Source organism: Parapedobacter sp. ISTM3 (assembly GCF_016533505.1).
GTDB classification, from domain to species: domain Bacteria; phylum Bacteroidota; class Bacteroidia; order Sphingobacteriales; family Sphingobacteriaceae; genus Parapedobacter; species Parapedobacter luteus.
Window position 1 is genome coordinate 1 of sequence record NZ_JAENGN010000030.1, and the last position, 14,562, is coordinate 14,562.

The window sequence follows — 14,562 nt, forward strand, 5'->3', positions numbered from 1 at the left end:
AGCGGGATTGGCTGCGTCCCGCTGCCCCGCACTCATTCCGCAGCGATCCCTTGATAGGGGGGAGTAAAGCAACAGCAAGCCATTCGCTGCGCTCATTTCTTTTGTTGTTTTCCGCCTTTGCTGAAGCGGGATTGGCTGCGTCCCGCTGCCCCGCACTCATTCCGCAGCGATCCCTTGATGGGGGGAGTAAAGCAACAGCAAGCCATTCGCTGCGCTCATTTCTTTTGTTGTTTTCCGCCTTTGCTGAAGCGGGGCTTCGCAAAGCCTGTAAAACAACAAAACCCGACTGACGTCGGGCTTGCTGTTGCTTTGTGGAGTCGGAGGGATTCGAACCCTCGTCCAGACATGGTACAATATACGCTTTCTACATGCTTAGCTTCCGTTTCATTGTCGGGAAAGGGAAGGCCGGACGCTCGCCTATACCGTTTTCCTTAGTTGCTGTTTCTCGCCGGCCCGTCGCAACGCCAAGCCGGCCAGTTCCGTGATTCGATGCCCCGGATGCTACGCTACGGAACCAAGCGTGAGCGGGACAAAAGCTGATCTAATTCTAAATTAGGCAGCTAAGGCGTAGTTGTTTTCGCCATTTATAAGTCTGAAAGTTGAGATTAAAGCGCCATACTTCCAACGCGCTGCATGCTTACATAACCGTCTCCATCCTGTCAATTCCGGTCGACCCCGATTATGAATAGCCCGCAAAGATACAAAAAATTTAATCCATATCAAAATGGACAGTTGCCCGTCTCCCTGTCAACGCAGCCGAACAGACACAGCATGCTTATGTGCTTGTAAGCCTTCCAATTCGGCCAGCACCTCTACGGTGGGGCCAATGTTTCGCAGTCCTTCTTCGGTAATGTGCTGGAAGGTGATTTTTTTGACGAATGCATCCACCGATACCCCGGAGTACGAGCGGGCATAGCCGCTTGTGGGTAAGGTATGGTTGGTACCTGAGGCATAGTCGCCGGCGCTCTCCGGAGTAAGGTGTCCTACAAAGACAGAACCTGCATTGCTTACCTTCCGCAGTAGTTGTTCCCAGTCATCCGTCTCGATGATGAGATGCTCCGGAGCATACCGGTTGCTGAACGTGATGGCTTCATCAAGATTAGCGCACAGCAGGGCATAAGAATTTGCAATGGCTTTTGTGGCCACTTCTGCGCGGGGGAGTTGGGCGAGCTGAGCACGCAGGGCTATTTGTACTTCGTCGATAAGGTGCTGATCCGTACTCACCAATATCGCTTGGCTGTCGGCGCCGTGTTCGGCTTGCGCCAATAAATCCGCAGCTACATACGCTGGATTGGCAGAACCATCTGCAATGACCAGTACTTCGGAGGGGCCTGCTGGCATGTCGATGCTTACGTTTGTTAGCGACTGTACTAAGCTCTTCGCCTTTGTGACGTATTGGTTGCCCGGGCCAAAAATTTTATCCACCTTGGGCACAGTCGGCGTGCCGTAAGCCATAGCCGCAATTGCTTGGGCGCCACCGACCAAGTATACGCGGTCAATTTTGAGCAATTGCAGGCAATAGGCAACATACCCATTGATTTTGCCGTCAGCCTGCGGGGGCGAGCACACTACAATTTCTTTGCAGCCAGCAATGCGGGCGGGCACACCAAGCATCAAGAGTGTACTCGGCAATACCGCAGAGCCACCGGGGATGTACAGTCCTACTTTTTCAATTGGGCGGGGCTCGCGCCAGCATTTTACGCCGGGCATGGTTTCTATAGCCCGTTCTTTGCGGAGTTGAGTCTCATGGAAGCGGTAAATGTTGGCAAAGGCTATTTCCAGCGCACGTTGCTGCTCGCGGTTGATAGATGATGCCAAGGCAGCGATTTCATCTGCTGTGAGGTATAGCCGATCCAACTGCACCTTGTCAAATTTTTCCGCATACCGCTTGAGTGCCGAGTCTCCGTTTACTTTCACATCTTCGATGATTTCCGCCGCCACATGGTGTATCGCTTGGGAAGGATCGGCATTGCGCGAGACGAGTTGCCGGTAGTCCGGCTCGCCGAGCGAACCATAGTCGTATGTCTTCAATATGGCCATTGCTACATGATGATTTTCTCTACGGGCATGACGACAATGCCTTGCGCGCCCGCTGCTTTCAATTTATTGATTTTATCCCAGAAGTCCTGCTCCGAAATGACCGTATGTACTGCTACCCAATTTTCTTCGGCCAACGGTACAATGGTAGGGCTTTTGACGCCCGGAAGCAGGTTGATGATTTCATCAAGGTTGCTTCGATTCACATTGAGCACCACATATTTGGTTTCCGCGGCTCGAAGTACGGATTGTATGCGTTGCATGAGTTCGCGTACCACGGGGTTGCTATCGATGCCGTTTTTACTGATTAGGATGGCTTCCGATGCCATCACATCGGCAAAGGGCTTCAGGCCGTTGCTGCGCAACGTGCCGCCAGTGGAAACAATATCAAAAATGGCATCACTTAGTTCCAACGCCGGGGAAATTTCCACTGAGCCTGAGATCATGCGTATCTCGGCCGATACGCCGTGTTCATCAAGGAACTTCTTGAGGATGGTGGGGTAGGAGGTGGCAATGGCCTTGCCATCTAAGTCGGCCAGTGTCTTGGTCTCGCTGTGATTGGGAATGGCTATTTTAAGCGTACATTTCCCAAATCCAAGTCGCTGGAGGTACCGCACATCGGCTTCGGTTTCGGCAATTACATTTTCACCGACAATCCCAAGGTCGGCAATGCCATCCTGCACGTATTCAGGGATATCGTCATCCCGCAGGAAAAGAATTTCCAGCGGAAAGTTGGCGACGGTAGTGATCAGGGAACTTTTATAGTTTTCAAAATTCAGTCCGCAGTTTTTTAACAACTGTACGGATTTTTCATTCAGCCGGCCTGATTTCTGGATGGCTATTTTCAGATTTTTCATTCGAATAGTATTTTTAAGCGGCAATGAAGCTTGCATAATGATTTTTCACCATTAATACTCATCTTTTGTGGTATTTTATGCAGGTTCATTTTAAATAAACGTTTCTGGTGGCGACGAAATCCATCTGTTACCGTAGGTGTGCATAAGCTATCCTCGTTTCACATCTTATGCTTCTTCAACGGCGTTCTGGAATTCGTTTCGCTAAGTTCATGTCCTTTTTTTGAGCGGCAGCTCAGGTTTCAATGGATTTTAAATGATTAATTTTACTAAGATTCAAAAACATCAGGGTTACAAATTGCTTCACGTAGAAACATACAAATTATACATCGCCGCAAAGGCGATGATGGAAATGTATGCAATGAATAAGGGCAATCTGTATGTTTTCCATTAATAATCCATAAAGTTGGTCGGCAAATATAGGAGGTAAATACGGCGTTTGCAAATTTTTGTCCAGCGCGATAAAGTTTTGCTGCACCGTCAATTTGTTGATAACGAACGTTTTGTTTGTTTTGGGGTGAATTTATGATGAGATAAATTGTTTTAAATGCTCAAAAAATGTACTTTGGCTAAAAAAAAGTATATGATTAAAAGCTCAGCGTCGCGTCGAGTACCAGTGGCTTTTAAGATGTACCTAAATGAATAAGGCGTTTATTTTATGGCGAAGGATTTGACTAAACAACAAGACAGCGATACCTTAAGTACGACCCAGGTATTAGAAGAAGGAGTACACCACGTGAACAACCCGGTGCTTGACTTGCCGGAGATCGTCAAGAATTATTTGGGACCGGTTACTGGATATCACCAGGAAAACAACAACTATTATTTCACTGACGGGGGGGCGAGCGTCGAGGTTAAGGTGGTCAGTGATGAAATCATCCGGGTGCGACTGGCTCCTAAAGGACAGTTTTTGGAAGATTTTTCCTACGCCGTGCCGCAGTCTGATCAGCATGTGGCGGTATATAATTTTGAGGAAGACCAACAGGCGTATCGCGTTAAGACCAACACCGTGACCTGTGTCATCCGTAAAGCTGATTTTCTGATAGCTTTCGAAGATCGCGAAGGCAAGGAATACAACAAGGATTATTCGCCGATGCATTGGGAGGAAAACCCGGATTTTGGCGGTTATTATGTGTATTGTACCAAAGCAGCCCAAGCCAATGAGGCTTTTTACGGCCTGGGGGACAAACCCACGAACCTGAATATCCGTGGAAAGCGGTTCGTCAACTGGAATTCGGATACCTATTCGTTCCAATTTAACCAAGATCCACTCTACCGTAGTATCCCATTTTACATCGGCCTGCATGAAGGGGATGCTTATGGTATTTTTTTCGACAACACCTTCAAAACGTATTTTGACTTCGCTGCAGAGGCCCATGACCAAACGAGCTTTTGGTCTGAAGGCGGTGAACTTCAATATTACTATATCCACGGCCCGCACATGATGGACGTGGTCAAGCGCTATCACAGCATTACGGGTACTCATTATCTGCCGCCACTGTGGGCGTTGGGGTACCATCAGTGCCGTTGGAGCTATTACCCCGAAAGCAAGGTGAGAGACCTCGCACGGAATTTTCGTGAGCGTAATATTCCATGTGATGCCATTTATCTGGATATCGATTACATGGACGGCTACCGTTGCTTTACATGGAACAAACGTTATTTCCCAGACCCGAAAAAAATGATCAAAGACCTGGCAGATGATGGCTTCCATACGGTGGTCATCATCGATCCGGGAATAAAGGTAGATGAAAACTATTGGGTATTTAAGGAAGGAAAGAAAAACCGTTATTTCTGCCGTAGAGGCGACGACTATTTTATGGAAGGGTACGTATGGCCGGGTCGATGCCAGTTTCCGGATTTTACCAATCAGGAAGTCCGTGAGTGGTGGGGTGGATTGTTCAAGGGCTTAGTAGAGGCGGGGGTGGCCGGCGTATGGAACGATATGAATGAGCCGGCGGTGTTCGGCAGGGGGACATTCCCCAATGATGTCCGTCATAACTTTGACGGCTACCGGGGGTCGCATCGCAAAGCGCATAATGTATATGGTATGCAGATGGTGCGCGCTACCTACGAAGGCTTGAAAACGCTGTTTCAGAAAAAACGCCCTTTTACCATCACCCGTGCTGCCTATGCAGGTACCCAGCGGTACGCGTCGGTCTGGACCGGCGATAATGTAGCTACCTGGGAGCACCTGCGCCTCGGAGCCTTGCAGCTTCAACGGCTTTCCGTTTCGGGCATGCCCTTCTGCGGAACGGACATTGGCGGGTTCAGTGGCGAGCCCGACGCGGAGTTGTTTACGCGGTGGATTCAGTTTGGTGTGTTTTCGCCCTTTATGAGGGCACACTCGGCAGGCGATACTGCCGAACGTGAGCCTTGGAGCTTTGGGCCCGAGCATGAAGCGCTCAACCGCAAATTTATCGAGTTGCGATACAAACTGCTTCCCTACATCTATTCGGTATTTTGGGAACACAGTAAATACGGTTTTCCAATCCTCCGCCCATTGACCATGGTGGAACAACGGCTTGAGAGCAATATTCCGCGCGAGGAGGAGTTCTGCTTCGGCGACAAGCTGCTGGTATCGCCCGTTTTGTCTCCGGGGCAACAACACAAGACGGTTTACCTGCCTGCAGGCGACTGGTATTATTACTGGAACGACAGCCGGTTCGAAGGGGGCAAAGAGCATGAAGTAAAGACCCCCATGGATGAAATGCCAATCTTCGTAAAGGCAGGTACCGTACTGCCTGAATACCCGGTGATGCAGCATGTCTACGAAAAAAAGATAGAATCACTCAAGCTGCTGGTTTATCATGCGGTGCAGGAAACCAATTCGTATATGTACGAAGATCATGGAGACACCTTTGCGTATGAGCAGCAGATTTACCTGGAGAAAAGGTTTGTGGTAAAGGGGACCTCAAACAGCTTAAAAATCAAGCAATTTGTTGATGGCTTATATTCTGAACGATATGATACCTATGATTTGCACCTGGTGTCACTACCGTTTAACGTAAAACGTATCGTTGTAGACGATAAACCTGCAGTAGCAAAACAAGACAGTCAAGGCCGGTACGTTGTGACGGTACCGAAGGATTTCAAAAACATTATCGTTACTTGACGGTAGATCGTTTAATATCATCATTGATAATTAGCAAGCCCATTCGTTATGCAGCGTACGGTAGAAGTCCATTCATTGTTCACCGATTTTGATGTAAGCCTGTTTCAGGCAGGCAAGCATTACAAACTTTATGAAAAGTTCGGTTCGCATACTTTGATGCGCGACGGCCAGGCTGGCACCTATTTTGCCGTGTGGGCACCCAATGCGGAGTCGGTCGCTGTTGTCGGCAATTTCAACGGGTGGAATCCTTACTCACATGCCTTGTATGTGCGTTGGGATGGGTCAGGCATCTGGGAAGGCTTTATCCCGGGCATCGGTGTCGGTGAATTGTATAAATACCGCATGCAATCTTATCAAGGTGAAATACTGGAAAAAGGGGATCCTTTCGCCCTGCAATGGGAGCAATCGCCAGGGACAGCATCGCTGGTATCCACTACCTGGTATGAGTGGAAAGATGAAGATTGGATGCGTGTAAGACATGAGCACAATGGGCTTAATAAACCTATTGCTGTTTACGAGATGCATTTGGGCTCTTGGATACGCAGCCCTGATAATCCAACGCAGTTGCTCGACTATCGGGGGGTAGCTGATAAGCTGGTCCCTTATATCAAGGAAACCGGTTTTACGCATGTTGAACTGATGCCCGTCATGGAGCATCCCTATTATCCGTCATGGGGTTATCAGATCACGGGCTATTTTGCAGCTTCCTCGCGCTATGGTTCGCCGCAGGATTTGATGTATCTGATCGAACAACTGCATCGGAATGGAATCGGCGTGATATTGGACTGGGTGCCGTCTCATTTCCCGGGGGATGTGCATGGTTTGCATCGTTTTGACGGTACGCATTTGTATGAACATCAGGATCCCCGCCAGGGATACCACCCTGATTGGGGGTCTTATATCTTCAACTACGGGCGCAATGAGGTGCGCTCATTTCTTATAAGCAACGCGATCTTTTGGCTGGAAAGGTACCATGCCGATGGTCTGCGTGTGGATGCGGTGGCGTCGATGCTTTACCTCGATTATTCCCGGAAGGAAGGCGAGTGGATACCCAACGAATACGGTGGCCGAGAAAATCTGCAGGCGATTGGTTTTCTTAAGGAGTTGAATGAGGCGGTCTATGCGGCCTTCCCCGATGTGCAGACCATCGCAGAGGAGTCTACTTCCTGGCCAGGCGTCAGCCGTCCGGTATACAGTGGCGGGCTGGGATTCGGTATGAAATGGATGATGGGTTGGATGCATGACACATTGCAATATTTCAGCCGAGACCCGTTATTCAGGCACCACCACCACGGGCAGCTCACGTTCAGTTTGTTGTATTCCTTCCACGAGAATTTCATGCTGCCGCTTTCGCATGATGAAGTCGTGCATGGCAAAGGGTCGATGGTGTACAAAATGCCTGGCGATGACTGGCAGCGGTTCGCCAACCTAAGGACGTTGTACCTCTATATGTATACTCATCCTGGTACCAAACTGCTGTTTATGGGGTGTGAATTTGGACAGACGGCAGAATGGAATTTCAACCAATCATTAGATTGGCATCTTATGCAATACGAACCGCATAAAGGTGTATTTGAGTTGTTAAAATCGCTGAACCATCTGTATCGACAAGAACCTGCGCTTTACGAACATAGCTTCAGTGCCGAAGGCTTTGAATGGATAGAAGGGGGCGATGCATACCATGGCGTGTTGGCTTACTTGAGGAAAGGGGTTGATCGGGAAAACGATTTGCTGATTATCATAAATTTAACACCAGTTGTACGTTATTTTTACCGATGTGGTTTACCTTCACAAGGTGAATGGACGGTGGTGCTTAATTCAGATGACAGGCACTATTACGGTAGCGGTATTGAACAGCCGCCCGTGCAGGCGGAGCCTGTCCACTGGATGAATCAAAACTGGTCAGCTCAATTGACATTGCCACCGTTGGCTGGCCTTGTGCTCAAACGGCGCCCTGAGAAGCCAAACGACGAGAAAAATGTGCAGCGGCTTAAAAGAAGACCACGCGATACGTCCACGGTGCCGACTGTAAAGGCGGATAAATCGCCCAAAGGGAGACGGACAAAAAAGGACTCGGGTAACGAAGCATAGTATGACAGACAACAAAAAGAACGCTCAGCCCTCAAAACATGTGATCCATTTAAGTGCCGAGTGTTACCCAGTGGCAAAGGTCGGTGGCTTGGGCGATGTAGTCGGTGCGTTGCCAAAATACCTGCAGGCGGCGGGGCTGGACACGTGGGTGGTCATACCTTGGTATAATAAGCCTTTCGTCAGCCAGCATAATTTTGATGTGGTGTACCGGGGCGTTTTTTATCAAGGCTCCAGGCGTCTGGAAGTACAAGTAGAAAAGGAACGGGACGATGTGCTGGGCTTTAAGCTGTACCTGATTAAAATTCCTGAATTATTGGATAGGGACGAACCCTACGGATACGCGGATGAAAGCGAGCAATTCATTGCTTTCCAGCATGGCTTTTTGCACTGGATTACGGAGACGGGCATCGTGCCCGATGTAATACACTGCCATGATCACCATACCGGGCTCATTCCTTTTTTGATGTACCACGGCGATAAGTTTACGGCCCTGCGGAAGGTGCCGACGGTCGCGACCGTACATAACGGGCAATATCAAGGATGGATGAATTGGAACCAGGCCATTCTTTTACCTGCATTTGATACTTGGAAATGGGGGCTACTGGACTGGGATCGCGTTATCAATCCACTGGCGGCATTGATTAAGTGCTGTACGCTATACACGACCGTATCCGAAGGATACCTTTACGAACTCATGGAGCAAGCCAATGGTCTGGAACGATTATTCGCAATGGAACGAGCCAAGAGCGTTGGTATCGTCAACGGAATCGACACAGCGGTATGGAGCCCCGATCGGGACACCTTGTTGCCTGAGCCGTATCAAATCAAAGACGTGCAGCCTGGAAAATACAAAAATAAAGCAGCGCTGTGCGATGCATACGGGTTGGATGCTCGCAAACCGCTGTTGGCATATATCGGTCGGTTTGCCGGCGAAAAGGGCGCTGATCTTTTGCCTGAAATCATTGAAAACATATTGGGCGATGAAGGTGTTGAGCTAAATATCATGATATTGGGATCAGGAGACTCACGGGTACAATCCGCCATGGCTTATTTGGCAGAAAAGTACCAAGGGAAATTGGGGGTACATGTCGGTTACCAGGAAGAGCTATCACACCGCATTTATGCAGCGGCAGACTTCCTGATTATGCCTTCACGGGTGGAGCCATGCGGGCTGAATCAGCTTTATTCCATGCGGTACGGTACCATTCCCATCGTGCGGAAGACAGGCGGGCTTAAGGATACCGTTCAAGATATTGATGAGCCGGGCGGATACGGCATCACCTTTGCTGATGCGACCCCAGCTGATGCGACGGCAGCTATCTACCGGGCTTTGGAGCTGTATAACAATAAAAAAAGGATGCAACAATTGCAGAAACAACTCATGAAACTCGACTTTTCTTGGGATAAATCAGCAGCTAAGTATATCGAAATTTACCAACAAGTAACCGCATAAGTTATGATTAAGCACAATGTGATTTCCGTCGTACTGGGAGGGGGTAAGGGCAGTCGCCTTTACCCATTGACACATCAACGTTCCAAGCCTGCTGTGCCGATAGCGGGCAAATACCGGTTGGTGGATATTCCCATTTCCAATTGCCTCAATTCTGGTTACAACCGGATTTTTGTATTGACGCAATACAATTCGGCATCGTTGAATTCGCACATCAAAAATACCTATAATTTCAGCGTGTTCAGCAAGGGGTTCGTGGAGATCCTTGCGGCCGAGCAGACCAACGAGGGTGAGCGTTGGTATCAGGGTACTGCCGATGCGGTGCGGCATTTACAACGTTACCTGCAGCATCATGATTACGAACATTTACTCATCCTGTCGGGTGACCAATTATACCAGATTGATTTCCAGGAGATGATAGAGGCCCATATCGAAACCGGCGCGGAAATTTCGGTGGCCACCATTCCGGTCAATGCGAAGGATGCAACGTCATTCGGTATCCTGAAATCCGACGAAGCAGGAAACATCACGTCATTTATCGAAAAGCCGAACAGTTCGCTCCTTCCACCGTGGGAATCTGAGGTGAATGATGAGATGAAGGCGGTAGGCAGGGTTTATTTGGCATCGATGGGTATCTATGTATTTAATAAAAGTATTTTGACGCAGATTTTGGAGGAAAGCGAAGGGGTGGATTTTGGCAAAGAGCTCCTGCCGGAGGCCATAGGGCGTTACAAGATACACAGCTACCAATATCCCGGGTATTGGACGGATATCGGTAACATAGACTCGTTTTTCGAAGCCAATATCGGACTCACAGACGATATTCCCCAGTTCAATTTATTCGATAGAAACACCATCTTTTCCCGCGCCCGGATGTTGCCGCCTTCCAAAGTGTCGGGCACTACGCTCGACAATGTAGTCATCGCAGACGGTTGCATCGTGGCTGCCGAACGCATTGAGCGCTCTGTGATTGGGATCCGATCAAGGATAGGGGTGGGCTCTGTCATCAAAACTACGTATATGATGGGCAGTGATTTCTACCAAACGTTGCATGAGATCGAAGATGCACGGGCCAACGGTTTTCCCTTGGTCGGCGTCGGTGAAAACTGTTACATCGAGAACGCCATATTGGATAAGAGCTGCTGCATCGGAGACAACGTACGCATCACGGGCGGGGCGCATCTGGCTGATGGCGATTTCGATACCCATGCGATAAGAGACGGTATTGTCGTTGTGAAAAAGCGTGCCATTTTGCCTGCTGGCACCGTCATCGGTTGATTAGGGGCGCCTGTCATATCGCTGTACAGTAAGACGTTTTGGGGGACAACCCGAAAAAGATTATAATTGGGACGGACTTTAAACATCATGCTGCTAACTTTGCAGTTATGAATCACGATACAATTGTGGCTTTGGCTACGGCTACCGGAAACGGCGCTATAGCGGTCATCCGGCTTTCGGGCGCTGGGGCGATAGCGATAGTGAATAAAATTTTTAAAGGTAAGGACTTAGCCCAACAACCGTCCCATACCATTCATTTTGGGACGATACGCGATAACGGCGACATCCTGGATGAGGTGCTGGTATCTGTTTTTATTGCACCGCATTCCTATACCGGAGAACATGTCATAGAGATCTCCGCGCACAACTCCCGATATATTGTCGAGCGAATGATTCAACTGCTGATCCAGCACGGTGCGCGCGCGGCGCAGCCTGGCGAGTTTACCTTGCGGGCATTCCTCAATGGCCGGCTGGACCTTTCGCAGGCAGAGGCCGTAGCCGATCTTATTGCCTCTACATCAGCGGCGTCCCACCAGGTAGCTATACAGCAGATGCGGGGCGGTTTTTCTACCATATTGAAGCAGCTCCGCGAACAGCTCATTCAGTTCGCTTCACTGGTGGAACTCGAACTGGATTTTTCCGAAGAAGACGTGGAGTTTGCCAACAGGGAACAGCTTAGGGTGCTCATCGCTGAGATCAACGATGTTATCCAGAAGCTCATTGCTTCGTTTGAACGGGGCAACGTGCTCAAAAATGGTGTGCCCGTGGTCATTGCAGGCAGGCCCAATGTCGGAAAGTCTACGTTGCTCAATACGCTGCTAAATGAAGAGCGGGCCATTGTCTCGGATATAGCAGGCACCACGCGCGACACCATCGAAGACGAAATCAATATCAGTGGTGTCATGTTCCGGTTCATTGATACAGCGGGTATCCGAGATACGCACGATATCATTGAAGCAAAGGGTGTCGAACGTACCCGAGCGAAAATGCGGCAGGCTCGGCTCATCATTTACTTGGCAGATCCGCAGCAAGATGACGTTGACGAAATAAAAAGCCAGATTGCCGAAGTGGCCCAGCTTGACGTGCCCTTCGTGGTGGTGGTCAACAAGGTGGATTTGCTGAAACAAGACAAGCTTGAGGCGCTTCGTGCCATCGAACCGTTGTTTATTTCCGCCAAAAACAATGTCGGCGTAGAGGATCTGAAACAAGCGCTATTGCGCAAAGTAAATCTGCATAACCTTGATGCGGAAGACGTGTTGGTGACCAACATCCGCCATGTGGACGCCCTGCGAAAGACGGAAGGTGCTCTGCAGCGTGTGCTGGCAGGTATCGATAGCACGGTGACATCCGATTTTCTCGCTATGGATATCCGGCAGGCATTGCATCACTTGGGCGAGATCACCGGAAGCGTATCTACCGATGATTTGTTGGATAATATTTTCTCGAAGTTTTGCATCGGGAAATAACTATCCATCTTCCTCACTTGCAATAGATGCGTAGTGCTACAAGCAATGCACATCCGGCGACGAGGGCTATGAACAACCACCGGAAGGAAAAGTCGGTCGCGGGCTGGCGGTCGGTTTCCGATGCACGTTCTTTTGCATGGGTCTGTGTAACGGATGTATAGTCGCTTGCGGATGACCGTTCCTCGGTTTGGTCAGTTGCATGGTCACGCTGCAATTCGGTTTGCTCGCTTTGCGTACGGTAGGAGACGATGGCTGTCGCTTCACCCTCAAACCCCCGGGAGGGGTGGTAAGATATCGACCCTTTCGGGAGAATGACAACAGCGGTTGATCCAGTAGACCACCGTTGTTGATGTTTGTAGAAGGATTGAGCCATCGTTTTTTCGATATGTGCTACTGCCGTTGCACTTTGCACGGTATCCGCCCGACCAACTACATATTTTCTGATTGATTGACGGTCTGTAGCTTTACGCCCAAAATAATATAATTATGAAAGAGCGTAGGGACTACATGTTTGCCTTGGTCCGCCAATGGCGTGAGAGCGGTTTGACCCGGAAGGAATTCTGTCTGCAGCACGGTATCACCCTGTCTAAGTTCGGTTATTGGATCAGTCGCTGGAAAGAGGATCAATCCGCCGTTAATAGCGGTTTTATACCGATGGGTTCTCCCGGTATTGCAGGCCATTCAGTTTTATCGGTTATTTACCCCAACGGTGTGCGGCTGGAAGTGCCTTCGGCCGACCTGGGGTTGTTGTCCCGGTTAATCGCCCTGGTCTGATGTTCAGCCTGGGTTCCTCGCACCGTTATTACCTGTACGGTGCCCATTGCGATATGCGGAAATCATTTGACGGACTGTGCGGGCTGGTTTCCGGTGGTCTTGGACGGAGTGCGACCAGTGGTGACGTGTTCGTGTTCCTGAACCGCCGGCGCACACATATGAAGCTTCTGCACTGGGAGCACGGCGGGTTTGTGCTTTATTACAAAAGGCTGGAGGGCGGTACATTTCCTGTGCCGAAAACCGGTGGGCCTGACGGCGGGATCGACTGGAGCGATCTGGTGCTGATGGTGGAGGGGATCGTTGTGGAGAAGAGCCGGAGGCGGCACCGGTTCTCACTGAAAAAAGTGGTCTGAATTAACCAAAAACATCGCTTTCTGCTTGCATAACCCGATGGTTATCTGTATTTTTATGCCATGCAAGCGGCACTGGAACAGCTATCGAAAGAGGACCTTTTAGAGGTTGTTTCCAGTATATCCAAAGAGAATGAACTCCTTCTTCGGGAGCGTGATTACCTGAAAGAACAGCTGGCCATGTATAAGCGGATGCAGTTCGGCCAGAAGCGCGAGCGCTTTGAAGGTGACCCGGCCCAGATGAGCCTTCCATTCGATGCTGCACCTGCCCAGGAGGAACAGCAGTGGGAGGAAGTGAAGCAAAAGATCGAGTACGTCCGCAAACGCCCGAATCACAAGGGGCGCGCGAAACTTCCTGAGCACTTACCGGTAGAAGAAATCGAGATACACCCCCAGGGTGACCTCTCGGATATGGTCTGCATCGGTAAAGAAATCACCGAGGAACTGGAATGCGAGCCGGCCAGGTTCTATATCAAGCGCTATATCCGCTACAAATATGCCGCTAAATGCGGTGAAGGTGTGAAAATCGGCGGGCTGCCGGAAAGGGTGATCGACAAGGGCATCCCCGGGGCCGGCCTGCTGGCGATGATACTGACCGATAAATACGTGGACCACCTGCCGCTCTACCGCCAGAAACAGCGATTCGCCCGGGAAAATATCCAAATCCCTTCCTCCACGATCGAGGGCTGGACGAAGGAAGCGCTCATCAAACTGCACCCGCTTTATGAGCAACTCATCTTCGACACGAAAGCAAAAGGATACCTCCAGGTGGATGAAACCCCGATAAAAGTACTGGATAGCGACAAAAAAGGCGCCACCCATCAGGGCTACTACTGGGTATACCATGCCCCGCTTGACGGTATTGTACTGTTCGACTACCAGCCCACGCGCGGGCAGGTGGCCGCAAAGAAGCTGCTGGATACCTTCAAGGGTTACCTGCAGACCGACGGGTATGCCGTCTATGATAAATATGGCCGCAGAAAGGATATCACCCACCTGGCCTGCTGGGCCCATGCGCGGAGGGAATTCGAGCGCGCACTGGATAATGACAAAGCAAGGGCCGAAAAAGCCCTGCTCATGATCCAGCGGCTCTACGCGGTGGAAAGGCGGGCCCGGGAGGAAAAACTGGCCGCCGAACAGATCAAGA

General features: G+C 49.9%; 12 protein-coding genes and 1 other RNA gene. 9 read left to right on the forward strand and 4 right to left on the reverse strand.

Annotation, left to right across the window (positions count from 1 at the left end; all coding sequences use genetic code 11):
* The coding region (locus JHJ32_RS22015; protein ID WP_200122781.1) for a hypothetical protein at window positions 1–290 on the forward strand (290 nt) is incomplete at its 5' end.
* A 19-nt stretch (window positions 291–309) separates the two neighbouring features.
* Here the strand turns inward: JHJ32_RS22015 and ssrA are convergent.
* The 3 genes from ssrA to hisG form a co-directional block, all read right to left on the reverse strand.
* Window positions 310–677: a transfer-messenger RNA gene (gene ssrA / locus JHJ32_RS22020) on the reverse strand.
* Between the two features lie 70 nt (window positions 678–747).
* A complete protein-coding gene (gene hisD, locus JHJ32_RS22025; protein WP_370584563.1) occupies window positions 748–2,034 on the reverse strand; it encodes a histidinol dehydrogenase in 1,287 nt (428 codons plus the stop codon).
* Window positions 2,035–2,042: 8 nt separating this feature from the next.
* Window positions 2,043–2,894 carry an ATP phosphoribosyltransferase gene (gene hisG / locus JHJ32_RS22030; protein WP_079717718.1) on the reverse strand — a complete coding sequence of 284 codons (852 nt, stop codon included), beginning with the start codon at window positions 2,892–2,894 and terminating at the stop codon, window positions 2,043–2,045.
* 655 nt (window positions 2,895–3,549) lie between these two features.
* On the opposite strand from hisG, the gene JHJ32_RS22035 reads away from it, so the two are divergent.
* From JHJ32_RS22035 to mnmE, 5 genes are all read left to right on the forward strand, one after another.
* A complete protein-coding gene (locus tag JHJ32_RS22035) occupies window positions 3,550–6,006 on the forward strand; it encodes a glycoside hydrolase family 31 protein (protein WP_079717719.1) in 2,457 nt (818 codons plus the stop codon).
* Between the two features lie 48 nt (window positions 6,007–6,054).
* Window positions 6,055–8,097, forward strand: a complete 2,043-nt coding sequence (gene glgB / locus JHJ32_RS22040) for a 1,4-alpha-glucan branching protein GlgB (protein ID WP_079717720.1) — start codon at window positions 6,055–6,057, stop codon at window positions 8,095–8,097.
* 1 nt (window position 8,098) lies between these two features.
* Window positions 8,099–9,550, forward strand: a complete 1,452-nt coding sequence (locus JHJ32_RS22045) for a glycogen synthase (RefSeq protein WP_200122785.1) — start codon at window positions 8,099–8,101, stop codon at window positions 9,548–9,550.
* A 6-nt stretch (window positions 9,551–9,556) separates the two neighbouring features.
* Complete coding sequence (locus JHJ32_RS22050) at window positions 9,557–10,825, forward strand: glucose-1-phosphate adenylyltransferase (RefSeq protein ID WP_139378727.1); 1,269 nt, start codon at window positions 9,557–9,559, stop codon at window positions 10,823–10,825.
* Between the two features lie 107 nt (window positions 10,826–10,932).
* Window positions 10,933–12,291: a tRNA uridine-5-carboxymethylaminomethyl(34) synthesis GTPase MnmE gene (gene mnmE, locus JHJ32_RS22055; RefSeq protein WP_200122787.1), complete on the forward strand. Its 1,359-nt coding sequence runs from the start codon at window positions 10,933–10,935 to the stop codon at window positions 12,289–12,291.
* Window positions 12,292–12,304: 13 nt separating this feature from the next.
* Here mnmE and JHJ32_RS22060 read toward each other — a convergent pair whose 3' ends face one another.
* Complete coding sequence (locus JHJ32_RS22060) at window positions 12,305–12,664, reverse strand: hypothetical protein (RefSeq protein WP_200122789.1); 360 nt, start codon at window positions 12,662–12,664, stop codon at window positions 12,305–12,307.
* A gap of 113 nt (window positions 12,665–12,777) precedes the next feature.
* Here JHJ32_RS22060 and JHJ32_RS22065 point away from each other — a divergent pair, with 113 nt between their 5' ends.
* The 3 genes from JHJ32_RS22065 to JHJ32_RS22075 all read left to right on the forward strand — a co-directional run.
* A complete protein-coding gene (locus tag JHJ32_RS22065) occupies window positions 12,778–13,065 on the forward strand; it encodes an IS66 family insertion sequence element accessory protein TnpB (RefSeq protein WP_200122791.1) in 288 nt (95 codons plus the stop codon).
* Window positions 13,065–13,418, forward strand: a complete 354-nt coding sequence (tnpB, locus tag JHJ32_RS22070) for an IS66 family insertion sequence element accessory protein TnpB (RefSeq protein ID WP_200122793.1) — start codon at window positions 13,065–13,067, stop codon at window positions 13,416–13,418. The genes JHJ32_RS22065 and tnpB overlap by 1 nt, the downstream gene beginning before the upstream one ends.
* A 60-nt stretch (window positions 13,419–13,478) precedes the next feature.
* A partial coding sequence (locus tag JHJ32_RS22075; RefSeq protein WP_200122797.1) for an IS66 family transposase occupies window positions 13,479–14,562 on the forward strand: 1,084 nt, incomplete at its 3' end.

What these genes read in the sequence shown, in the direction of transcription:
- hisG (WP_079717718.1), bottom strand. Translation starts at nt 2,894, where the DNA reads ATGAAAAATCTGAAAATAGCCATCCAGAAATCAGGCCGGCTGAATGAA.
- mnmE (WP_200122787.1), top strand. Translation starts at nt 10,933, where the DNA reads ATGAATCACGATACAATTGTGGCTTTGGCTACGGCTACCGGAAACGGC.
- JHJ32_RS22035 (WP_079717719.1), top strand. Translation starts at nt 3,550, where the DNA reads ATGGCGAAGGATTTGACTAAACAACAAGACAGCGATACCTTAAGTACG.
- JHJ32_RS22060 (WP_200122789.1), bottom strand. Translation starts at nt 12,664, where the DNA reads ATGGCTCAATCCTTCTACAAACATCAACAACGGTGGTCTACTGGATCA.
- JHJ32_RS22065 (WP_200122791.1), top strand. Translation starts at nt 12,778, where the DNA reads ATGAAAGAGCGTAGGGACTACATGTTTGCCTTGGTCCGCCAATGGCGT.
- tnpB (WP_200122793.1), top strand. Translation starts at nt 13,065, where the DNA reads ATGTTCAGCCTGGGTTCCTCGCACCGTTATTACCTGTACGGTGCCCAT.
- JHJ32_RS22045 (WP_200122785.1), top strand. Translation starts at nt 8,099, where the DNA reads ATGACAGACAACAAAAAGAACGCTCAGCCCTCAAAACATGTGATCCAT.
- glgB (WP_079717720.1), top strand. Translation starts at nt 6,055, where the DNA reads ATGCAGCGTACGGTAGAAGTCCATTCATTGTTCACCGATTTTGATGTA.